The sequence below is a fragment of the Anaeromyxobacter sp. SG64 genome, from assembly GCF_022690745.1.
Lineage (GTDB): Bacteria > Myxococcota > Myxococcia > Myxococcales > Anaeromyxobacteraceae > Anaeromyxobacter > Anaeromyxobacter soli.
Map to the genome: position 1 here is coordinate 37,367 of NZ_JALCZB010000003.1, position 22,691 is coordinate 60,057.

The 22,691-nt window shown below is 72.4% G+C and carries 16 protein-coding genes; 6 read left to right on the forward strand and 10 right to left on the reverse strand.

Annotation, left to right across the window (positions count from 1 at the left end; translation table 11 throughout):
- Positions 1-4: 4 nt before the first annotated feature.
- From MNZ29_RS01575 to MNZ29_RS01590, 4 genes are all read right to left on the reverse strand, one after another.
- Positions 5-1,597 carry a hypothetical protein gene (locus tag MNZ29_RS01575; RefSeq protein WP_242352426.1) on the reverse strand — a complete coding sequence of 531 codons (1,593 nt, stop codon included), beginning with the start codon at positions 1,595-1,597 and terminating at the stop codon, positions 5-7.
- A gap of 140 nt (positions 1,598-1,737) precedes the next feature.
- Positions 1,738-2,697 (reverse strand): hypothetical protein, encoded by a 960-nt coding sequence (locus MNZ29_RS01580; RefSeq protein WP_242352428.1) that lies wholly within the window; start codon positions 2,695-2,697, stop codon positions 1,738-1,740.
- Between the two features lie 4 nt (positions 2,698-2,701).
- Positions 2,702-4,504 carry an ATP-binding protein gene (locus tag MNZ29_RS01585; RefSeq protein WP_242352430.1) on the reverse strand — a complete coding sequence of 601 codons (1,803 nt, stop codon included), beginning with the start codon at positions 4,502-4,504 and terminating at the stop codon, positions 2,702-2,704.
- Positions 4,501-7,821, reverse strand: coding sequence for a response regulator (locus MNZ29_RS01590; RefSeq protein ID WP_242352432.1), 3,321 nt, complete (start codon positions 7,819-7,821; stop codon positions 4,501-4,503). Before MNZ29_RS01590 ends, MNZ29_RS01585 begins: the two co-directional genes overlap by 4 nt.
- Positions 7,822-7,989: 168 nt before the next feature.
- On the opposite strand from MNZ29_RS01590, the gene typA reads away from it, so the two are divergent.
- The gene (typA, locus tag MNZ29_RS01595; protein WP_242335361.1) at positions 7,990-9,843 is read left to right on the forward strand and encodes a translational GTPase TypA; all 1,854 of its coding nucleotides are present in this window, start codon (positions 7,990-7,992) and stop codon (positions 9,841-9,843) included.
- Between the two features lie 194 nt (positions 9,844-10,037).
- Here the strand turns inward: typA and rplC are convergent, their stop codons facing one another.
- The 3 genes from rplC to MNZ29_RS01610 all read right to left on the reverse strand — a co-directional run bounded on the left by rplC (position 10,038) and on the right by MNZ29_RS01610 (position 11,997).
- Positions 10,038-10,748 carry a 50S ribosomal protein L3 gene (gene rplC / locus MNZ29_RS01600; RefSeq protein ID WP_242335363.1) on the reverse strand — a complete coding sequence of 237 codons (711 nt, stop codon included), beginning with the start codon at positions 10,746-10,748 and terminating at the stop codon, positions 10,038-10,040.
- Positions 10,749-10,900: 152 nt separating this feature from the next.
- Positions 10,901-11,278 carry a response regulator gene (locus tag MNZ29_RS01605; protein ID WP_242335366.1) on the reverse strand — a complete coding sequence of 126 codons (378 nt, stop codon included), beginning with the start codon at positions 11,276-11,278 and terminating at the stop codon, positions 10,901-10,903.
- On the reverse strand, positions 11,275-11,997 hold the full coding sequence (locus MNZ29_RS01610) for a sensor histidine kinase KdpD (protein ID WP_242335369.1): 723 nt from the start codon (positions 11,995-11,997) through the stop codon (positions 11,275-11,277). Before MNZ29_RS01610 ends, MNZ29_RS01605 begins: the two co-directional genes overlap by 4 nt.
- Positions 11,998-12,297: 300 nt before the next feature.
- Here MNZ29_RS01610 and rpoH point away from each other — a divergent pair, with 300 nt between their 5' ends.
- Together rpoH and MNZ29_RS24795 are read left to right on the forward strand one after the other, a co-directional pair.
- Positions 12,298-13,221, forward strand: coding sequence for an RNA polymerase sigma factor RpoH (gene rpoH, locus MNZ29_RS01615; RefSeq protein WP_242335372.1), 924 nt, complete (start codon positions 12,298-12,300; stop codon positions 13,219-13,221).
- A 137-nt stretch (positions 13,222-13,358) separates the two neighbouring features.
- Positions 13,359-15,065, forward strand: coding sequence for a tetratricopeptide repeat protein (locus tag MNZ29_RS24795; protein ID WP_242352434.1), 1,707 nt, complete (start codon positions 13,359-13,361; stop codon positions 15,063-15,065).
- A 27-nt stretch (positions 15,066-15,092) separates the two neighbouring features.
- Here MNZ29_RS24795 and MNZ29_RS01625 read toward each other — a convergent pair whose 3' ends face one another.
- The 3 genes from MNZ29_RS01625 to hemA all read right to left on the reverse strand — a co-directional run bounded on the left by MNZ29_RS01625 (position 15,093) and on the right by hemA (position 19,326).
- The gene (locus MNZ29_RS01625; RefSeq protein WP_242352435.1) at positions 15,093-16,472 is read right to left on the reverse strand and encodes a sigma-54 dependent transcriptional regulator; all 1,380 of its coding nucleotides are present in this window, start codon (positions 16,470-16,472) and stop codon (positions 15,093-15,095) included.
- Positions 16,469-17,974, reverse strand: coding sequence for a sensor histidine kinase (locus MNZ29_RS01630; protein ID WP_242352437.1), 1,506 nt, complete (start codon positions 17,972-17,974; stop codon positions 16,469-16,471). The genes MNZ29_RS01625 and MNZ29_RS01630 overlap by 4 nt, the downstream gene beginning before the upstream one ends.
- A gap of 80 nt (positions 17,975-18,054) precedes the next feature.
- Positions 18,055-19,326, reverse strand: a complete 1,272-nt coding sequence (gene hemA / locus MNZ29_RS01635; RefSeq protein ID WP_242335381.1) for a glutamyl-tRNA reductase — start codon at positions 19,324-19,326, stop codon at positions 18,055-18,057.
- 351 nt (positions 19,327-19,677) lie between these two features.
- Between hemA and MNZ29_RS01640 the strand changes: the two genes are divergently transcribed.
- From MNZ29_RS01640 to MNZ29_RS01650, 3 genes are all read left to right on the forward strand, one after another.
- On the forward strand, positions 19,678-20,100 hold the full coding sequence (locus tag MNZ29_RS01640; RefSeq protein ID WP_242352439.1) for a helix-turn-helix domain-containing protein: 423 nt from the start codon (positions 19,678-19,680) through the stop codon (positions 20,098-20,100).
- 123 nt (positions 20,101-20,223) lie between these two features.
- Entirely contained in the window at positions 20,224-21,927 is a 1,704-nt protein-coding gene (locus MNZ29_RS01645; RefSeq protein WP_242352440.1) for a tetratricopeptide repeat protein, read from the forward strand.
- Between the two features lie 318 nt (positions 21,928-22,245).
- Complete coding sequence (locus MNZ29_RS01650; protein WP_242335389.1) at positions 22,246-22,671, forward strand: hypothetical protein; 426 nt, start codon at positions 22,246-22,248, stop codon at positions 22,669-22,671.
- Positions 22,672-22,691 lie beyond the last annotated feature (20 nt).

Consider the following 22,691-nt stretch of genomic DNA (forward strand, 5'->3'; position numbering starts at 1 on the left):
CCCGTCAGTCTCGCGCCGCGCGGCGCCGCAGCCGCACGAGCGCCAGGGCGCCCGCGAGCGCGAGCCCACCGGTGCCGCCCCCGCTCGCGCAACCCGAGCCTGGAGGCGGCGCCTTCGGGCCAGCCCCGCCGCCGTCCGTTCCCGGGGTGCCCGTTTCGACCGGGCCGGGGCCGGGGCCGGGGTCGGAGTCGGGCGGAGGCTCACCGGCGACGGGTGGCTCCGCGGGCGGCGGCGGCGCCTCCGGAGGGCCCGCGTCGCCGTCATTTGGATCGCGCGCGCGATCGGCGAGCACCCGCACCCGCAGCGACGCCCCGCGGCTCCCCGAGAGGCCGCCCGAGAGCAGGCCGGCGCCCCCGCGCGCGACGGTCCTGCGCTCGAGGTGCGCCCGGTCGCCGAGGAGGTCCGCCGTACCGGCGAGGCGATCGCCGTCCAGCGCGACCCACGCGGCGGTGATGCGCGACGCGTCGATGCAGACGAGGACCGGCAGATCGGCGCCGGCCCCGTCCGAGAAGGCGAGCTCGCCCTCGACGCGCGCGCCGGGGGCGCGTGACAGCGCCAGCTCCGCGAGCACCTCCGCGGCGGGGTCGTCGCAGCGCGCGCCACGCGGGATCGTCGCTCCCCCGCCGCCCGCGAGCGCGAGCGGCAGCGTGTAGAGCCCCACGTCGAGCCCGTCCGCGCTGCGCTCCGCGAAGGTCACCCGGACCGCGTCGGCGTCGCCCGAGACGTCGCCCAGGAGCTGCTCCGCCGTGGATGGACGCGGCACGTCGAGGAACGCCGTGCGAAAGTTCCAGAGCAGCACCCGGGAGCGTCCGGTGGAGAGATCCTCGAGCGCGACCCAGTCGCCCGACAGGCGCGGATGGCGCTGCTCGCCGGGCAGGCGCAGCGCCGCCAGCAGCGCCCCGCCCGCGTCGTAGACCTCGACGTCCGCGTCCACGCCCGTGGTCGCCCGCGCGACGGCGATCCGGAGCGCTCCGGGGCCGCCGTCGATCGCGACGCCCGTCGCTCGCCCCTCGCAGACGACGCTCGACTCGCCCCGCGCGACGTCCTCCAGCCGGACCGCGCCGCCCGAGGCGTCGTCGACGAAGGCGACGGAGGTGCCGCTCACGGCCGGCTGGCGCTGGTCTCCCGCGGCGGCGAGGGTGCCTTCGCGAGCCGTCCCGCCTCCGAACGCGAAGAAGCCGATGTCCCGCTCGCCCGGCGCGCCCTCCTCCCAGGCCACCACGGAGGTGGACACGGACGGCGCCGCCGCGCCCGGCTCTGACCCGGCGCGGAGGAGGGCGCCGGTGGCGAGGTACGCGACCGCCACGCCGGCGGGCACGCGGTAAGCGACGACGGAGCGGGCGACGTCCGGCGAATCCGCGTCGCCCGGCCCCGCGGCGACGGCGCGCGTCGTGCCGGTGAGGAGGTCGAACGCGAGCACGTCGCGGCTCGTACCGCCGGCGTCGGTGTAGACCACGAACCGACCGTCGATGGCCGGGTCGCGCTGATCGCCAGGGCCCGTCGCGATCCAGGTGAAGGTTCCGCCGGGCGCCGCGACCGCGGCGGACGGCACCGCGAGCGCCAGCGCGAGGCCGGCGATGTGGCTGCGAGTGAGCAAGCTTCCCCCGAGGTGGATATCGGAGGATATCGCGACCCCCTGTCCGCCCCAACCCACCCCAGGTCACCGACCGGGCGATGGGTTTCGTCGGACTCGTGGGGAAAGGTGAGATACCGCCGAACGGCGGGGCGAGGCCGGCGCTACGGCTTTTCCCAGAGATCCTGCGTGTCGAAGCGGGCGTCCGGCGCGTGCGTGTCGAGCACCAGCATCGGCCCGTGCGCCGCCGCCTCCAGCCCGCCCACCGCGCGCGCATGCGCGGCGAGGCGCTGCTCACCCTCGTGCAGCACGATCACGTGCGTGAAGCGACCGTCCGGCTCGAGCTTCACGGAGGCGCCGCCGATCACCACGATCGCCCCGGGCGCCGTGCGGCCGGTCACGACCACGCTGCCCCGGTTCGTCCTGCGCAGGGCGGGCCAGCTCACCTCGAGGGGCAGCGATGACGCGATCGAGGTCGCGGCCTGCGGCGGTCGCCCCTCGAGCGCGAGCGACTGCTGACCCGCCGTGAGCGCGACCGCGCCGCCGGCGGCGCCGAGCACGGCGCCGCCCTCGCGAACGGCGACCGCGAGGGAGCCGCCCTGCCGCGCGACCGAGAGGGTGCCGCGCTCGCTCCGCACCGACGCGCCCGGAGCGGCCGCGATCTCCAGCGCGCCTCCCGCGACGGTCGCGCTGAGATATCCGGCGCCCAGGCGCAGCAGCGCGAGCTCGGCCGACGCCGTCCCGACCTCGAGCTGGCCGGCCTCCTCGAGGACGACCCCGTACGATCCCCCCGAGATCCTGACGCGCGCGCCCGCGCTCGCGACGAGCGCGTCCTCCAGCTGCAGCGCGTCGCCAGTCCGGGCGGGGGCCGCGACGCCGCCGCGGACGAGCGCGACGTCACCGACGACCTCCGCGACCGCCAGGCGAAGCCGGCCCGGCGACGGGTGAGCCGGGGCGGGACCCTCCGGACCTGCCCGCGGAGGAGGCGGCTCGTCGGCGAGGACGACGACGGGGTCGCGCTCCCCCGGCGGCGGGCCGAGGATGAGCGCGTAGGCGCCGCCGGTGGCCGCCAGCAGGGCCGCGACGAGGGTCCAGAAGATCGTGCGCTCGCGCCGGTCGTCCATGACCCTACGCCGCCGTCGCCGCGGAGGAGCCTGCCGCCGGCAGCCGCACCGTGAACGTGCTCCCGTCGCCCGTCCGGCTCTCCACGTCGATCCGGCCGCCGTGCTCCGCGACGATCCGGTAGGAGACCGACAGCCCCAGCCCGACGTTGCTCCACTGATCCTTCGTCGTGAAGAACGGCTCGAAGATGCGCGGCAGGTGCTCCGGGGCGATCCCCTTCCCCTCGTCCTGCACCACGATCTCGACCTCGCCCCCGGAGCTCCGCGTCGCGATCCGGATCGCGCCGCCAGGCCTCCCCAGGCACGCGGTCCGCGCGTTCGAGAGCAGGTTCAGCACGACCTGCGCGAGGTGGCCGGGATCCCCTCGCACCCGCGGCGGGGGCGAGGCGAGCGACACGTCGATCGGGATGCCCGCCTCGCGGAGGTGCCCCTCGACGAGCGCGAGCGACTCCGCGACCACCCGGTTCGCGTCGAGGTCGCGGAAGTCGGGCTCGGGGCGCTGCTGGCTGAAGCGGAGCAGCTTCTGGGTGATGTCGCGGCAGCGCCGGGCGAGCGTCTCGATCTTCTCGAGCGACTCGCGGTCGGGGTGCCCGGGGGGCATCGCCTCGAGCAGGAGCTGCGCGTTCCCGAGGATCCCCGTGAGCGGGTTGTTGATCTCGTGCGCGACGCCCGCGCCGAGCTGGCCGATCCCGGCGAGCTTCTGGGCCTCGAGGAGCTGCGCCTGGGCCTCGCGCAGCTCGCGCGTGCGCAGCTCCACCTCGCGCTGCAGATCCTCGTTCCAGCGCTCGAGCCGCTGGCGGGCGGTGCCGAGCTCGTCCGCCATCGCGTTGAAGGTGCGCGACACCGCCGCGACCTCGTCGCGCCCGTCCGCGGGGAGCCGGACCGCCACCTCTCCCGCGCCGAGCGCGCGGGCGGCCGCGTCGATGCGCGAGAGGCCGACCGCCGTGCGCCGGACGACGAGGAACGAGATCGCGAGCACGCCCAGCGCCACGAGCGCGCAGGCGGTGAGCGCCGCGTGGCGCAGGCCGACGATCGAGCCGTACGCGACCTTCGCGGGGACCACGACGAGGACGCTCCACCCCGAGGAATTGCGGAGGGGCGCCCAGGCCGCGAGGGCGCTCCGGCCCTGGAGCGTCCCCGCGCGCGCGGGATCGAGCCGGCCCGCGAGCTCCGCGCGCGCCGCCTCCTCGAGCGGGGGCGCGCCCGCGGACGCGACGACCACTCGCGCCCCGTCGACGAGGTAGACCGCCCCGCCCTCGGGCACCGCGGCGTCGAGCCGCGGCTGCACGAGCTCCGTCCCGAGCCGCACGCCCACGAGCCAGGTGCGCCCTTCGCGGACGGGCAGGGCGCGGACGGCCGCGAGGTGCACGCCCGCCCCGGGCTCGTCGTACGCGAGCAGCACGAGCCCGGGCAGCGCGCGCTCCCCGGCGGCGCGCACCGCCGCGAGGAACGCGTCCGCCGCCGCCCCCGACCCCGTGACCAGCGCGCGCGTCCTGCCGCTCGCGTCCACGATCGCGCTCGCCTCCGCGGCCGGGAGCTGGCGCGAGAGGACGACGAGGAGCCAGCGCCGCTCGGCCTCGTCGAGGCGGTCGGGCCGCCAGCTCTCCGCCGCCGCGCCGAGGGTCGCGTCGATCTGGGCGAGCTCCGCGGCCACGCTCGCCGCGCCGGAGCGAGCGCGGGCGAGGTGCTCCGCGGACGTGCGGCGGACGAGCTCGCGCTGGGCCCACGCCGCGATCGGGAAGCCGACTCCGACGACGGGTGCGAGCGAGGCTGCGAGGAGGACGAGCGCGAGCTTGCGCTGCAGCGTCATGCCGCCGCCCCGCCGCCGCCCGTGGCGCCCCCGGCGACGACGACCGGGCCCGCCGTGGCGGCCGGGTCGTCGCAGAGGTGGACGCTGCCGGGCACCTGCTTCGCTCGCTCCTTCAGCTCGGAGGCGGCGCGGGCGACGTCCGCGTGGGCGGCGTACCGACCGGGGGGCGCGACGACGGTCGCGATGGAGAGCGACAGGATCGGGAACTGGCGCGGGACGCCGAAGCGATCGGCCGCCTCGATGAAGCCGCGTTCGCGATCCTCGCGGTCGTAGTACAGCGGGATCACGCGGTCGAAGGTGGAGATGATCTCCCGGCACACCGCCCCGGCGCGCTCGGGCGCGGTGAGCACGACGAAGTCGTCCCCCCCGATGTGCCCGAGGAACGCGGCCTCGCCGCCGTGCTCGGTCACCGCGTGCCGGAGGATGCCCGCCGTCTGGATGATGACGCCGTCGGCCTTGGCGTAGCCGTAGTGGTCGTTGAACGCCTTCAGGTTGTCGAGATCGACGTAGGTGAGCGCGAACGGGACGCGCCCGCCGAGCCGCCGCTCCACCTCCTGATCGATGGCGCGTCCACCCGGCAGCCGCGTCATCGGAGAGGCGTGGAGGGTCGCCTCGCGCCGGCGCAGCACGGCGTCGACTCGGGCGACGAGCTCCTGCGCGTCGAAGGGCTTCGTGAGGTAGTCGTCGGCCCCGAGCCGGAGCGCGCGCACCTTGTCGGCGGTCTCGCCGCGCGCGGAGAGGAACACGACCGCGAAGGGCTCGGAGGCGCGCTCCTCGGCGAGCCCCTCGAGCAGCGCGAAGGCGTTCCCGTCCGGCAGCTGCACGTCGACGAGCAGGAGCTGCGGCCGCTTCTCCTGCACGATGCGGCGGGCCTCGGCGGCGGTGTCCGCCTCGAGGACCTCGTAGCCCTGGCTCGCGAGCACCTCCGCCGAGATGGCGCGGATGGCGGGGTCGTCGTCGACGACGAGCACGCGCCCGCCGGCAGGCCGCCCCCGCCGGAGCAAGGGCTCCGCGGCGGCGGCGAGCACCGGGGGCAAGGAAGGCTTCGTCACGAACGCCTCCGCGCCGGCCCGGAACGCCGCCTCGCGCTGGCTCGGGTCGGCGAAGGCGAGCACGGCCGCCTGCCGCGTGTCCGCGTCGTGGCGCAGGATGTCCGCGAGGGGCACGCCCGCGAGCGTGACGACCCGCGGGTCGTACACGACGAGGCGCGGGCGGCGGCGGCGGGCCTCCGCGAGCGCCTCGTGGGGATCGCTCGTCGCGTGGCACCGCATCCCCCGCGCCTCCAGCACGCCGCGGGTGAGCGTCGCCGCGTCGGGCTCGTCGACCACGAGGACGAGCGGCGCCTCGGCCGCGATCGGCCCGCGGTCGACCGGCGTCGCGGGCGGCTCCTCCGGCAGCACGACCACGAAGCGCACGCCGTCGCCCGGGCTCTCCGCCCAGATCGCGCCGCCGTGCGCCTCGACGATGCCGCGGCAGATGGAGAGCCCGAGCCCCGTGCCGCGCACGCGCCGGTTGCGATCGGTGCGCGCCTGCTCGAACTTTTCGAAGATCCGCTCCAGGTCGGGCTCGGAGATCGCCTCGCCGGCGTTCCAGACCGACAGCCCCAGCATCCCCGGGAGCGCCGGCGAGCGGAAGAGCCGCACGCGGATGACGCTGTTCTCGGGCGCGAACTTGATGGCGTTCGTGAGGAGGTTCGACAGCACCTGGCCCACGCGGCCCGGATCCGCGAGGAGCCGCACCGGGGCGGGCGGGGTCTCCACGGCGACCTCCTGCCCGCGCTCCGCGGCGGCTGGCTGGTACCGCTCCACGGTCGCGCGCACGAGCTCGTCGAGGCGCGTGACCTCCGGCGACATCTCGAGCCTGCCCTTCGCGAGGCGCGCGAGGTCGAGGAGGTCGTCGACGAGCCCGTTCAGCTTCTCGGTCGACTCCCGCGCCATGCGGAGGTAGCGCCCCTGCTTCGGCTCCAGGTCCCCGGCGAGACCGGAGAGCACCAGATCGAGCGCGCCGGTGATCGAGGTGAGCGGCGTGCGCAGCTCGTGGCTCACGACCTGGACGAACTCCTCCTTGCGCTCCTCGAGCCGCTTCTGCTCGGTGACGTCGCGCAGGGCGATGGCGACGCCGGCGAGCCGGCCGTCCGGCTCGGCGACCGGCGAGACGATCGACGAGAGCGTCCGGTCGAGGAGGTGCACCTCCTCCTGGACGAACGCGCGGCCCGACGGATCGGGCTCGAGACCGCGCACGAGGTCGAACGGGTAGAAGCCGAGCGCGTCCTTGAGCCACTTGACCGGCAGCGGCCCCTCGAGCGCGGCCCCCAGCATGCGGCGCGCGGCGGGGTTCGCGATCACCTCGTCGGACCCGGTCGCGGCGAAGAGCAGGCCGTCCGCCATGCACTCGACCACGCGCTCGAGCCGCTGCCGCTCGCCGGCGTGCTTGGCGCCGAAGGCCCGCAGCGCCGCGCCGAGCTCGTTCACGAAGACGTCGAGGATGCGCGAGTCGCCGTCGCCGAACGCGCCGGGGGCGGCGCTCTCGAGCAGGACGACGCCCGCCGTGGCGCCGTCGACCTGGAGCGGGACGGCGAGGCGCGAGCCGAACGCGCTCGCCCGGCCGGCGCCGCCCAGCACGCGGATCTGCAGCGACGACTCGGCGAGGCGTGATCCCGAGTGCTCCGCGTAGGCGGCGAGCGCGTCCTCCTTCACCTGCAGGAGCGCCGAGTCCGAGAGCCGCGCCACGGGCTTGAGGAGCAGGAGGGGGGCGCTGCCGGGGGGAGCGAAGAGCGCGGCGGCGACGTCGCACGGGACGATGCGCGGGAGCCGCTCGACGACGCTCTCGAGGAGGCTCGTGTGGCTCTCCGCGACGCTCGCCTCCCGGGCCACCTCCGCGGCGACCTGGAGGGCCTGGAGCCGGCGCTCCGCCTCGGCGAGCAGGCGCGCGTGCTCCCGCTTCAGGTGGACCTGCTCGAGGGCGCGGACCACCGTCTGGCGGAGATCCGCGCTCTCCCACGGCTTCACGAGGTACCGGTAGACCTCGCCACGGTTGATCGCCTCGACGAGCTCGCGCGGGTCGGTGTAGGCCGTGAGCAGGATGGCGCAGAGGTCGGGGCGCTTTCGCCGCGCCTCGGAGACGAGCTCGACCCCGCTCATGCCCGGCATGCGCTGGTCGGTGACGAGGAGCTCGACCTCCCGCTCGGAGAGGATCTTCAGCGCTTCTTCGGCGCCGCCCGCCGTGAGCGCCTCGTAGCCATCCTGCGGCGGGAACGTGCGCCGCAAGAGGCCGAGCACTTCCGGCTCGTCGTCCACGAAGAGGATGACGTGAGGCATTCCTGAAGCGCGCCCCCCGGCGAGCGAGAAAAATTGCTGAACGCGCCCATCCTACCACGTGGCGGGCGCTTGGCCGATTTTCCCGCTATCGCCCGACATCGCGGTTTAGCTTGCCCTGCGCGGCTGGAAACGACTATAAGTCCCGGCCTTTTACGCAAAGAGTCCTACATGACCCCCCGCGAGCAGATCCGCAACGTCGCCATCGTCGCACACGTCGACCACGGCAAGACCACCCTCGTCGACTTCATGCTGCGCCAGGCCGGCGTGTTCCGCGCGAACGAGCAGCTCGTCGAGCGGGTGATGGACTCGAACGACCTCGAGCGCGAGAAGGGCATCACCATCCTCGCGAAGAACACGGCCGTCACCTACAAGGGCGTGAAGATCAACATCGTCGACACGCCCGGCCACGCCGACTTCGGCGGCGAGGTGGAGCGCGCGCTCCGCCTCGTGGACGGCGTGCTCCTGCTGGTGGACGCCGCCGAGGGTCCCCTCCCCCAGACGCGCTTCGTCCTCTCCAAGGCGCTCGCGCTCGGGCTGCCCTCCGTGCTCGTCGTCAACAAGGTGGACCGCCAGGACGCGCGGGCGAAGGAGGTCCTCGACCTCGTCTACTCGCTCTACATCGACCTCGGCGCGAACGAGCACCAGATCGACTTCCCGGTCATCTATGCCATCGCCCGCGAGGGCAAGGCGGCCCACACGGTCCAGGGCGCCTTCGAGGCCGAGTCGCTGAAGCCGCTCTTCGACGCCATCCTCACCCACGTCCCCCCGCCGCCGGGCGGCGACGGGACCCACGTCCAGATGCTGGTCGACAACCTCGACTACGACGACTACGTGGGCCGCCTCGCCATCGGGCGCATCTCCTCGGGCGTGCTGCACGAGGGCGACGCGATCGCGGTGATGCGCGAGGAGGGCAAGATCGTCCCGGCCAAGGTGGTCCGGCTCTACGCCTACGACGGGCTGAAGCGCGTCGAGGTGAAGGACGCGGGCCCGGGCGAGATCGTCTGCATCGCCGGCGCCGAGGAGATCGGCATCGGCGACACCATCGCCGACCCGGCGAATCCGGTGGCCCTCCCCCGCATCAGCGTGGAGGAGCCGACCATGTCGATGGTCTTCAAGGTGAACGAGGGCCCCTTCGCCGGGAAGGAAGGCAAGTACGTCACGAGCCGCAACATCCGCGAGCGGCTCTACCGCGAGGCGTACAAGAACGTCTCCATCCGCGTCGAGGACACCGAGACGCCGGACGCCTTCAAGGTGGTCGGCCGCGGCGAGCTCCAGCTCGCGGTGATCGTCGAGAACATGCGCCGCGAGGGGTACGAGCTCACCGTCTCGAACCCGGAGCCCATCCTCAAGACCATCGAGGGAGAGGTCCACGAGCCGATGGAGCTGCTCGTCTGCGACCTGCCCGACGACGGCGTCGGCGGCGTCACGCAGAGCATGGGGTCGCGCAAGGGGCGGATGGTGGACATGCAGCCGCTCGGCTCGGGCCGCACCCGCCTCCAGTTCCGCGTGCCGGCGCGCGGCCTCATCGGCTTCCGCGGCGAGTTCCTCACGCTCACCCGCGGCGAGGGCATCATGTCCTCGCAGTTCGACGGCTACGAGCCGTGGCAGGGGCGCATCGAGAAGCGGAAGAGCGGCGCCATCGTGGCCGACCGCATCGGCGACGTCGTCGCCTACGCCTGCTTCTACGCGCAGGAGCGCGGCGCGCTGTTCGTGAAGCCCGGCGACAAGGTCTACGCCGGCATGATCGTCGGCGAGCACAGCCACGACAACGACCTCGACTTCAACATCTCGAAGGAGAAGAAGCTCACGAACATCCGCGCCGCGGGCCGGGACGAGAACGTGATCCTCACCCCGCCCCGCGAGATGAGCCTCGAGCGGGCGCTCGAGTGGATCGCCGAGGACGAGCTCGTCGAGGTGACGCCGCTCTCGATCCGGCTCCGGAAGAAGTTCCTCGACCCGACCCTGCGCTACAAGCTGGAGCGCGACCGCAAGAAGGGCGGCTCCGCCTCGGCGCAGGCCTGAGGCGCTCGGCCGTCCTCGAGCAGCCAGCCGTCACCGACGCCGCCCCGGGCCCCGCCCGCGGGCGGCGTCGACGTCTCCGGCCCCTGCGCGGGCAGCGAGCGCGAGCGCCACGAGCGAGCGCCACGAACGAAGACGCCGCCCCGGTCTCCCGGAGCGGCGTCTCGTGTCCTTCGACCGGCGTGCGGCGGAGGTCGCTAGACCTTCGGCTTCGCGCGGGCGCGGACTTCCTGCACCTGCTTGGCGCGCGGCTGGCCCTTCACGGCCGTGTTGACGAAGAGGAGGCCGTCGTTGTGGCCCGGCACTGCCCCCTTCACGAGGAGGAGGTTCTTGTCGGCCTCGACGCCCATGACCGTGAGGTTCTGGACCGTGACGTTGTCGACGCCGTAGTGGCCGGGGAGGTGCTTGCCCTTCCAGACCTTGCCCGGCGTCTTGCGCTGACCGATCGCGCCGACGTGCCGGTGGTGCTCGTGCGCCGTGGACGAGTCGCGCGCGGCGCCCTTCATGTTCCAGCGCTTCATGACGCCGGTGAACCCGCGGCCCTTCGTGATGCCGGCCACGTCGATGCGCTGGTTCTCCTTGAAGACCTTGTCGACCGTGAGGACGTCGCCGGCCTTGAGCTCGCCGAGGAGCTTCGCGTCCTTGACGCGGATCTCCTTCACGTGCCGGAAGATGGGCGTGCCGGCCTTCTTGAAGACGCCGACCTCGGACTTCGTGAGGCGGTGGGCGTGCTTCTCGTCCACCTCACCCCAGCCGAGCACGACCGCGTCGTAGCCGTCCTTCTCGGCCGTCTTGCGCCGCACCACCGTGCAGGGACCCGCCTCGATCACCGTCACCGGGATGCAGTCGCCCTCGGCGGTGAAGATCTGCGTCATCCCAAGCTTCTTCGCCAGAAGCCCTGTCGCCATGTGTCACCTCGCATTGGTCCGCCGCGCGTCACGACTGGCCGCGGAGGACGTGCCGTTGGAAAGGGGCGGTTTCTACCCGTCCGGCGGTCGGGTGTCAAGGGAAGCCCGCGTACCGCCGCCGGTTTTCCGGGCGCGGTCGGGTGATCTCGCCGTCAGAGCGAGGCGCACTCCGACGAGGTCATCTGCGCGACCTGCGCGAGCAGCGCGTCGATGTCGAACGGCTTCGCCAGGTAGCCAGCGGCCCCGACCGACGCGGCGCGTTGCGGGTTGCCGTCCGCCGAGATGACGACGATGGGGATCTCCGCCCTGCCCGGCCGCTCCCGGAGCGCCTGGGCGAAGGCGAGCCCGTCCATCACGGGCATCATCAGATCCAGCAGGATGATGGCCGGCTTCTCGGCCTCGACCCGCTCGAGCGCCTCCACCCCGTGACGCGCGCGCGCCACGCGATAACCCTCGCCTTCGAGGATGTCGCAGATGGCGTCGAGGATGTCGGGGTCGTCGTCGACGACCAGCACGAGGGGATCGGTCATGGCTCCCGGGGTGAATCGGGCGGGGCAGTATATGCCCTCACTCGCGGGAGCGTGAGGAGGTAACCATCCTCGGACAGCGCGAGGCTGCCGTGCAGCGCCCCCGCCGCGCGGCGGGCGACCGGAAGCGCGAGGGCCCGCCCCTTCGGATCACTGGGGGAGCCCTTGCGCGGATCCTCGAGCGCCTCGGGGGGCACCGCATGACCCGACACCGAGATCGAGACGTCCTCCCCCGTGCGTGCGACCACGCGGACGGGCGTTCCCTCGCTGCCCGCGACGGCGAGCAGCGCCTCGATCGCCCGCTCGAGCAGCGAGCGATCGGCGGCCACCGTGATCGGCCCGTCGAGCTCGACGGTGACGGGCGGGGCGTCGGCGGGACGCCGCTCCAGCAGGCCCTCGAGGATCTCGCCCAGGGAGAGCGGCTCCGCGCGCACGGGGATGCCCGCCACGTCGAGCCGCTCGCAGAGGAAGTGATCCTCGACGAGCTGGCGAACGCGGGAGAGCGAGCGCAGGCACATCGCGGAGAGCTTGTCGCCGCGAGCCCCGCCACGCTCCTCGGGCGACATTCGAGCCAGGAGCTCGGCCGTCCAGAGCGCGGTCGAGAGCGGGTTGCGGACCTCATGGGCGACGAAGCCGAGATACCCGCTGCGCCGCTCGTTCGCGTCCGCCCTCTCCTCCGAGTCCGATGCGTTCTTGGGCTGTTCCGATTGCTCGCGCTCCACGATCCACCTGCCTGGCCGCCATCCCGACGAGCGTGCAGCCACAACCTGGGTACCCCGTCTGTCACGCGCAAGTGAGCTCTGCAACCACCCCGTAGGTCTTGCAGAACGAATTACAGGGAAAAAACCCAACGGGGCCGGGGGCTCGCGCGTTGCCTGTCATTTCTACACCCACCCGGTTTCCGAGCGGCTCCTGTCCTAACAGCCAAGCCGTTGGAATCGCGCACAATTTTTCCCTACCCCTTTGCGGCACGTCCTTTGCTTTCTCCAGCTCCCGTCACTAGGCAACCTTCCGGAGGCCGAATGAAGCGCATCGCGATCCCGACGACCACCAGCTCCCTCGAGCTGTATCTATCGGAGATCAATCGCTTTCCTCTCCTGACCGTGGATGAGGAGCAGCGGCTCGCTCGGCTCTACCGCGACCAGGGGGACACGCGCGCGGCGCACCGCCTCGTCACGGCCAACCTGCGGTTCGTGGTGAAGGTCTCGTACGAGTATCGCTCCTACGGCTTCAAGATGGCCGACCTCATCCAGGAGGGGAACATCGGCCTCATGAAGGCGGTGCAGAAGTTCGATCCGGACAAGGGCATCCGGCTCATCTCGTACGCCGTCTGGTGGATCCGGGCCTACATCCAGAACTACATCCTCAAGTCGTGGTCCCTCGTGAAGCTGGGGACGACGCAGGCCCAGCGGAAGCTGTTCTTCTCCCTCGCGCGGACGAAGCGCGAGCTCGACAAGATGTCCGTCGAGCACGGTCTGGACTCCGACGCGCAGGACAAGGGCAAGATCGCGAAGAAGCTCCGCGTGAAGCCCGCCGAGGTCGAGGAGATGGAGCAGCGGATGGACGGCCGCGACCTCTCCCTCGACGCGCCGATGGGCGACGACGGCGGCTACTCGCACATCGACTTCGTCGCCGGCAAGGCGGCAGCCCAGGACGACGAGCTCTCCGTCGCCGAGGAGCAGCAGATCGTCGCCTCGAAGGTGACCGCGGCCCTCGCGCGCCTCGATCAGCGCGAGCGCTACATCATCGAGCAGCGCGTCATGGCCGATCGCCCGCTCACGCTGAAGGAGCTGGGGGAGCACTTCGGCTTCTCGCGCGAGCGCGCCCGCCAGCTGGAGATCCGGGCGAAGGAGAAGCTGAAGCAGGAGCTCCACGCGCTCGCGAGCGAGATCGAGTGGCCGACGGATGGGACGCCGGTCGACGTCGACGACGCCGCGCTCGCCTGACACGCGGCATCGTTTCCATGGCGGCACGTGAGACGGCGGCGTCCCTCGCCTGAGGGGCGCCACGCCGCGTAAGCCTGGGATCGTGTACAACCCAGGAGATGTTCGAGGGCGCGCCGCGTCAGACGCTCAGCCGAGCCGTGGGCATCGCCGTCATCGCCTTCGTCGCGAGCGCCAACAGCATCGCAAACGGGTTCGTGTTCGACGACGCTTACAACGTCCTCCACAACCCGTGGATCATCGCGTTCCCCGCTCTCGGCGACGCGTTCACGCACCACATGGCTGGCTTCGCGGCCGGCCTCGACACGAGCTACTACCGGCCCGTGATGCACGTCCTGCTGTGGGCGTCTCGAGCGGTGTTCGGTCCAGAAGCGTGGGGCTTTCACGCCGCGAACGTCCTCCTGCACGCCGGGACATCCGCCGCGGTGTACGTCCTGCTGGTCCGCTGGGCCCGTCAGGACGCCGCGCAGCAGACGTGCGCTCCCGACGCCATCTCGGCGAGTCGCCTGTACATCTCGGGACCCGCCATCGGAGCGCTCATCTTCGCGGTCCACCCGGTCCACGCCGAGGCGGTGGCGTGGATCTCGGGGATCGTGGACCTGTCGTTCGGCTTCTTCTTCCTGGCCGCTCTCCTCGTCGCGACGAGCAGGCGGTCGTCGTCGTGGACGGGCCCTGCCATCGCCGGGGTCCTGTTCCTGGCGTCACTGCTGGCGAAGGAGCCCGCGGTGATGCTGCTCCCCACCGTCGTGGTGGCATTCGGGATCCGCGGCGACCTGTGGTGTCCGACGCAGCGCGTCCGAGCCTGGAGAATCCTCGCTTCGCTTTCCGCGGCTACGTTCCTGTACTTGCTGCTCCGCGTGAACGCGCTCGGCGGCCTGATGGGGACGGGAGGAGCACATCGGGTAAAGGTCGGGGTCGTCGATGGCGTCCTGACGGCGTTGACGCTGCTCGCCGACTATTCGGCCTTGCTCGTGTGGCCGCAGCGCCTCAGCGCGGTCCACGCGCGCGGGGTCGTGACGACACTGACGCCCGGAGTGGTGGGGGGCGTTCTCACCCTTGCCGCGCTCGCGGCGATCGCCTGGTTCGGCCGCCGCAGCGCCGGCGTGGTCGTGGGAGTCGCCCTGCTCGTCCTCCCGCTCCTGCCCGCGCTGTACGTTCCTGTCCTCGGGGAGGGACTGGTCGCGGAGAGGTACTTGTACCTGCCCCTCGCGGGCGCGGCGCTGCTCGTCGCGATCGCACTCGAGCATCCGCTCGCTCGTCGAGCGCCGGTGGCGCTGAGGTCCGCCACTGCGGTGCTGGTCATCGGCCTCCTCGCCGCGGGGACCCTCTCGCGAAACGAGGTCTGGCGGAGCGATCTCTCGCTGTGGAGCGACGCAGCCCGGGAGGAACCTCTAAGCGCCGCCGCGCAAGAATACCTGGGACACGCGCTGCTCGCGTCGGGCGACGCATCGGGGGCCATCCCGGCCCTGACGCGCGCCCTCGCGCTCGACCCTGCGCACCACGAAGCGCGGCTCGACCTCGCCTCGGCGCTCGCCTCCACGGGGAACGCAGCGGAGGCGACTCGCGCTGCGGAGCTGGCGGTCACCGAGCGGCCGGCGAACGCCTCCGCCCACACGGTCCTCGGCTACGCGCTGTCGGTGAGCGGCCGATTCTCGGAGGCAGCGGCCGCGTACGAACGCGCGCTCGAGCTCGATCCCAGCGCGGCGGCGGCGCATAACGGGCTCGCCATATGCGTTGCGAACCTCGGGCGGATGGACCGCGCCGTCCTGCACTTCGGGGAAGCAGTCAGGCTGGACCCTGGCAATCCCCAGTACGCACGCAACCTGGCCCTCGCGATGGGCCAGTGACCGGGGGCGGGGGAACCTCGGGCGTGCCTACCCGATGCCGTGCTTCTTCAGCCGGTAGCGGAGCGTGTCGCGCGACACGCCGAGGAGACGGGCGGCCTTCGACTGGTTGCCGCTCGCGCGCTCCATCGCCTCGACGATGAGCTTGCGCTCGACGTCGTCGAGCACGAGGCCGTCCGGCGTGACGCTCGGGACGAGCTTGTCCGTGCGCTTCGCCGGTGTGGCGCGGCGCAGCTCGGGGCTGAGGTGCTCCGGGCGGATCTCCTCGACCCCTGCGTGCAGGATGAAGGCGCGCTCGACGACGTTGCGCAGCTCGCGGACGTTGCCCGGCCAGCGGTAGGCCCTGAGGAGCTCCATCGCGGCGGGCGTGACGCCTCGCACCTGGCGCTTCATCTCCGAGTTGAAGCGGGCGATGAAGTGCGCGGCGAGCGCGCCGACGTCCTCCACGTGATCGCGCAGCGGCGGGACCACGATCCGGACGACGTTCAGCCGGAAGAAGAGGTCCGCGCGGAACCGGCCCTCCGCGACGCGCTGCTCGAGGTCGACGTTCGTCGCGGCGATGACGCGCACGTCGCTGCGCAGCTCCTGGACGCCGCCGACGCGCCGGAACGTCTTGTTCTCGAGCAGGCGCAGGAGCTTCGCCTGGCCGCCGGGGGGGAGGTCGCCGATCTCGTCCAGCATCACCGAGCCGCCCTCGGCGCTCTCGAACAGGCCGCGCTTCTGGGCGTGGGCGTCGGTGAAGGCGCCGCGCTCGTGCCCGAAGAGCTCCGACTCGAGGAGGTGCTCCGGGAGGGCGGCGCAGTTCACCTGGAGGAACGGCCGCTCGGCGCGCGCGCTCTGGAAGTGGATGGCGCGGCCGACGACCTCCTTGCCGCAGCCGCTCTCCCCCTCGATGAGGACCGTCGTCGTGTCCGACGCGCCGAGCCGCGAGATCATCGAGCGCACCTGCTCCATCGCGCTCGACGCGCCGACGATCGCCTCGAGCGCGGTCCCGCCGCGGCGCTCGCTCGCCAGCGCCGCGATCTGCCGGCGCGTGCGCGCGGTCGCGATGGCCCGCTCCACCGCGGCGTCGAGCGCCTGGAACGGGAACGGCTTCACGAGGAAGTCCATCGCCCCGTGCTTCATGGCGTCGACCGCGATGTCGACGGTCGAGTGGGCGGACATCATGAGGACGATGAGGTCCGCGTTGTCCGCCAGCGCGCGCTGCAGCGTCTGGACCCCGTCGATCCCGGGCAGCCGCACGTCGAGGAGCATGACGTCGGGCGGGTTCGCGGCGAGCATCTCGAGCGCCTGCTCGCCCGACTCGGCCGACAGCACCTCGTAGCCGCTGCGCTGCAGGCGCTCCGACACGGACCAGCGGATCAGCTTCTCGTCGTCCACGACGAGGACGCGGGCCGAGGGGATCGTCATGCGGCGTGCTCCGTCGCGCGCACGGGGCGCGCCAGCTGCAGGGTCACCGTGAACACCGTCCCTCCATCCGGCGGACAGCGGTAACCGATGTGCCCCCCGTGCTCCGCCACGATGCGGGCGGAGATCGCGAGGCCGAGGCCGTTCCCCTCGCGCTTGGTCGTGAAGAACGGCTTGAACACCTGGGCGCGGAGGTCGGTGGGGATGCCGGGACCGGTGTCGGCGATCTCGACGACGACGTTCCCGTCGCCCATCCGCGAGTGGACCGTGAGCGTCCCCTTCCCCTGGGCGGACATGGCCTGGCAGGCGTTGAGGCAGATGTTGAGGAACACCTGCTCGAGCTGGGACGGATCGGCCAGCACGGGGGGCAGCTCCGGCGCGAGCTCCGGGGCGACCACGACCACGCCGTTTCGCGACTGCTGGCGGATGAGGAAGAGCACCTTCTCGAGCGTGCCGTTCACGTCGGTGGAGCGGAGCCTCGCCTTCGGAGGCCGGGCGAAGCTGAGCAGGCTCTCCATGGTGTGCGTGAGGCGCTGCACCTGGTGGCGCATCTCGCCGACCACCTCGGCGTGCTGCGGGTCCTCGGCGAGGTCCTCCGCGAGGAGCTCGAGCGCGCCGGAGAGCCCGGCGAGCGGGTTCTTGATCTCGTGGGCGAGGCCCGTCGCGACCTCGCCGACCGCCGCGAACCGGTCCGCCCGCACCATCCGCTCGCGGTAGAACGCCTCGAGCTCCGCCTGGCTCCGGCGGAGGGCGGCGAGCATCGCGTCGAACCCCCGGGCGGCGGTGCCGAGCTCGTCGGAGCGCCCCTCGTCGGCGCGCACCGTGAGCTCGCCGGCCTCGGCCCGCTTCATCGCGGCGACGAGGCGCTGCAGCGGGCTCACGGCCTCGCGCCCGAGCAGCCAGAGCAGGATGGCGAGCAGGCAGACGAGCGCTCCGGACGCCGCGAACAGGAGGGTCTTCGCGAGGCGGGACTCCGACAGCTCGATGGGATCGCGGCTGAAGCGGAGGTCGAGCCAGCCGTTCACGGGCGAGTGGGTCCCATGGCAGCGCGCGCACGCGGTGGCGTTCGGGATCGGGTGGATGACCGCGTACTCCAGCTCGTTCCCGTTCGGCGACTGCACCACGGTCGTGGTCTCGAACTTGCGGAGATCCGGCCACGGCACCGCGCCGATCAGGGCCGGCGCGGTCGACACGGAGATGTAGCCGGTCGGCGCGACGAGGCTCGCCGCGAGCAGCTCGCTGTTGTGCGCCATCAGGGTCCCGAGCAGCGCCGGGACGGCGTTCGGCTGGCCCGAGAGCATGGTGTTCGAGACGCCCGACGCCACCATCTCCGTGAAGATCTGGGCGCGCTCGCGGCGTCCGCGCTCGATGTCCGAGCCGTAGAGGTGGACGGCCCCCGCGACCATCGCCGCCATCGTCAAGGCGAACAGGAGCGCCGTCGGGAGCAGGATGCGCGCCCGGATGCTCGAGTCGAGCCGCTTGAAGAGGCGTTCGAGTGGATTCATCCGCTAGGGGACAACGTTCGGCCCACCGCCATCATTGCAAGGACAGCGACGGACGGGAAGGCGCCGTCCCCGGCGGATGTTCACGCAGCGTTTCCGCGATGTACGCGGATGTCGGCAGAAAGCTCGAAGATCTCGACAGCGGCGGCGACCAGCGCCTCTCCTGCGCATCCCTCGCACACCGCCTGGCGCAGCTTGGTGCTCGGCGCGTGGAGGATCTTCGAGACGATGGAGCCGGCCATCGCGTCGAGCCTCCTTTCGAGCTCCGGATCTTCCCCGAGCCTGCGGAGGGTGCGCTCCACCTCCTCGCGGGCGATCGCGCTCGCGCGGCTGCGCATCTCCTGGATGAGCGGCGCGGCCCGGCGCTCCGCCTCGGCCCGCACGTACTTCGCGACCTCGTCCGCGATGATCCGCTCGGCCTCGGCGACCGCGGCCACGCGCTCGGTCATCGCGGCCTTCATCACCCGATCGAGGTCGTCGACGTCGCAGAGGTACACGTCGCGCACGTTGCCGGTCGCCGCGGGGATCGCCCGCGGGACGGCGAGGTCCACGAGGACGATGGGCCGCCGCCGCGCGCGCGAGAGCCGGGCCATGGCCTCGGGCTGGAACGCGGCGGGCGCGACCGGGGCCGCCGACACGACGACGTCCGCCTCCGCGAGCTCCTCCTCGAGCGCGTCGAGGGGCCGAGCGGTACCGCCGACCTCCTGCGCGAGCGCCTCGCCGTTCGCGAGCGTGCGGTTCAGCACGACGATTCGGGCGCCCTGGTCCCGGAGGTGCTGCGCGGAGAGCCGCGCCATCTCGCCGGCGCCGACCACGACCACGCGCCGGCCCTGCATCGGGCCGATCACCTTCTCGGCGAGGGTCGCTGCCGCGTTCCCCCAGGAGATGCCCGCGCGCCCGACCGCGGTCTCCGTGCGGACGCGCTTCGCCCCGGCCAGCACCCGGTTCAGGACCGCGGTGAGCTCCTTGCCCGCGACGCCGAGCTCGATGGCGCGCTGGAACGCGTCCTTGAACTGCCCGAGGATCTGCGGCTCGCCGAGGATGGCGGACTCGAGGCTCGAGGCCACGCGCACGAGGTGCCGGAACGCCTCCTCGCCCTGGACCTCGAACAGCGGCAGCTCCCTGCCGGCGCGGGCGTTCAGCGCCTGGCGAAGCGCGAGCGTCGCGGCCGCGGGACAGCGCGTCGCGGCGAAGATCTCCACGCGGTAGCACGTGGACATCACCGCGACCTCTTCGATGCCGTCGAGCGCCGCGTAGCTGGCGAGCGCCGGCTGCAGGTCGTCCGGTGACAGCGCGAGCACCTCGCGGTCCGCCACGGTTGCGCCCTTCTGGTTGAGCCCGACTGCGACGAGCACGGCGGCTCCTTTCGCGATCTTCCGGCCCACGCGAGCAAGCGCCGTGCCCCCCGTATCCCCGCCAGATTTCCCAGGAGTCCCGAGCCGGTCTGCGCAAGCCTTGCGCGCTACCTCCCACACGGCCGAGGGAGGCGAAACCCCTGCATGCGCGCTGGGCAGCCGGCGCGCGGGGCGTGCGTGGGGCACGGCTGGGGTACCTGCCCCAACACGGTGGGTGAGATCCCCAATCGTCACGCATCGGTTACGGGATTTCCCTTGACATCTCGTGACCCTGGGTGCGGCACCCGCCTTGCTTTCCCGCGGCAGTTTGCCGCCAGCATCGGCCGGACGGACCGGAGGAGCCCCAGTTACATGAAGCCCGAGAGCAACGTCATCCGCGGCCCCGGCGGGATCCTTTCCTTACCCGCGAGCGACGGGGCCTCCCTCGATCTGCTCATGCTGATCGAGGGAGAGACGAGCGGCGCGCCGCTCGACGAGGTGCTGGCCCGCTTCGGCAGATCCCGCAGCGCCTACTACGAGAAGCTTCGCCGCTTCCGGGAGAACGGGCTCGAGGGGCTCATCGCGCGGCCGCCGGGCCCGCGCAGCGCGTGGCGGCGCCCGCTCGAGGTCGTCCGCCACATCGTCCGCGCTCGCCTGCGAGAGCCGGAGCGGAGCGCGGCCGCGATCGCCGAGGAGCTCGCCGGGCTCGGGCACGAGGTCTCGGTGCGCAGCGTGGAGCGCACGCTCACGCAGTTCGGGCTGACGCGGCGCGAACGCGGACAGCGGCTCAGGTGAGCGGCCGCGGCAGTCGGGTCACTCGCTCGCGGCGTGCGGCGCCAGGCGGGCGCCGGGCCGGTCCGGAGCCCCGACCCCGGGTGTATGCTGGGCCGTTTCCTGCGACCAGATTCCCTCGCACCGATGACTCTCTCGCGACCCACCTCCGAGGCCGCCACGCCAGGCTCGACGCCGCCGCGACCGAAGATTTTCCCTGCGGCCCGTCACCATCTCGTCGCCGTCACGGCGCTCGTCACCCTCGGGCTCCTGGCGTACTCGAACGCCTTCCGGGGTGACTTCGTCTTCGACGACTTCCAGTTCATCGTCGACAACCCGGTCATCCGCGATCTCTCGAACTACTTCGCGAGCTCGGCGGGGTACCGCGCGAGCCCGCACCGCGTCGTGGCCTTCGCCTCGTTCGCGCTGAACCATGCGGTCGGCGGCCTCGATCCCGCCGGTTATCACGTCGTGAACATCGCGATCCATCTCCTCAACGGATCGCTCGCCTACGCGCTCGTGTGCCTCCTCTTTCGCACGACCGCCCTGAAGCGGTCCGCGCTCGCGGACTCGGGCCACTGGATAGCGCTCGTCGCGGCGGCGCTCTTCGTGGCGCACCCCCTGCAAGCGCAGGCGGTCGCGTACGTCGCGCAGCGCATGGCGTCGCTCGCGACGACCTTCTACCTCCTGGCGGTCGTCCTCTACCTGCGCTGGCGCATCGCGCGGGAGGCGCGGCCGCCGGGCGCGCTCCGAGCGGTCGCGGGGTACGTCCCGATCCTCCTCGCCACGATCGTGGCGATGAAGACGAAGGAGATCGCGTTCACGCTGCCCCTGAGCGTCGCGCTCCTAGAGGCCGTCCTGTTCCAGGGCGACGCGAGGAAGCGCGCGCTGTACGTCGGACCGATCCTCGCCACGCTCCCGATCATCCCGCTCACGATGATCGATCTGGGGGGATCCGCGAGCCTCGCTGGCCAGGCGGCGGCGGTGACGAACCAGACGGACCATTCGCGCTGGGACTACCTCATCACGCAGCTCCCCGCCGTCGCGACGTACCTGCGGCTCGTCCTCGTACCGGTGGGGCAGAACGTCGATCACGACTTCCCCCTCTTCACCAGCTCGTTCGCGGCGCCCGTCATCGGAGCGGCCGCGCTGCTGGCGCTGGTGGCGGGCTCCGCGGTGTGGCTCCTCCGGCGCTCCCGAGCGAGCGCACCGGCGCCGCTCGATCCCGCCGCCCGGATCGTCGCGCTCGGCATCGCGTGGTTCTTCCTCACGCTCTCCGTCGAGTCCAGCTTCATCCCGATCGGCGACGTGTTCTTCGAGCACCGGGTCTACCTGCCGTCGGTGGGACTCTTCGCCGCGCTCGCGACCGGCGGCGCGCTCGTCGTGGCCCGCGCCGGGAACGCGCGAGCGCAAGCGATCGCGCTCGCCGTCGTGGGCGCCATCGTCCTCGTCCTCGCCGTGACCACGTTCGTGCGGAACGAGGTGTGGAGGAGCGAGCTCTCCCTCTGGAGCGACGCGGCGGCGAAGGCTCCGAACAAGCCCAGGCCGCACCTCAACCTCGGCCAGGCGCTGATGGCGAAGCACGAAGTCGACGCCGCGATCGCGCAGTACCGGCTCGCGCTGCGCGCCGATCCCGAGTACGTGGAGGCGCACAACAATCTCGGGGTGGCCCTCGTGGAGAAGGGGCAGGTCGACGAGGCGATCGCGCACCTCGAGCTCGCGGTGGCGCTGCTGCCGAGCGACGCGAACGCCCAGTACAACCTAGGCCTCGCTTACGGGCGCAAGGGTCGCATCGACCTCGCACGGCAGCACATGCAGCTCGGGATGCAGCTGCGCTCCGAGGGGAAGTAACCCCACCGAGGGAGCCGCACGCCTCGCGTTGTGGCAGCTTGCCGCGGCCGCTGCGGCTCTCCCGCGCATCGGGAATTCGCCCCACGTCTCCTCCGGAGTCGGAGCGTGTCCGCTCCGGCATCGGGCGACGGAAGACGCCGGTTCGCCACCCCACCTCGCTCCGGCCTCCGCGACCGGCCCGTTCCGGCGCCGCGCGCTGCTCTTCTCGGGCGACGCGCCGGCCGCAGACCGGACTATTTCCCTCACGATTGGGCATTCGTCCGCATTTCGGTTCGGCCGTGATTGAGCGAGATTGAGCATCGAAAGGAGCCAAACACCATGGCCAACAAGTTCAAGAGCGGAAGCGCAGTGAAGGGCGGCTACTACTTCAACGCGATCAAGTGGCACGTCGAGCCCATCGCGAAGGACGGCGACCGGCTGCCGGAGGGCAAGGGCGAGTGGATGAAGGTGCCGACGGTCGTCGCCCTCGCGCTCATCCCCATCCTCGGCCTCACCTTCCTCATGTTCCTCCCGATGATCGGGTTCGTCATCTTCGCCCGCGCCCTCGTGAGCCCGATCGTGAACATGTTCCACCGCGGCGCGACCGAGCTGGCGTCCACCGTGAGCCCCGGCTGGCAGCCCGGCGAGGCGCACTTCACCGGCAAGCCCGCGGAGGGCGCCGGGACCGAGGAGAAGGGGCCGACGGGCGCCGAGGCGCGGCTCGACGCCCTCGAGAAGGAGATCGGCGACAAGCGGAAGAGCTAGCGCGGACACGGTTCCCGAGC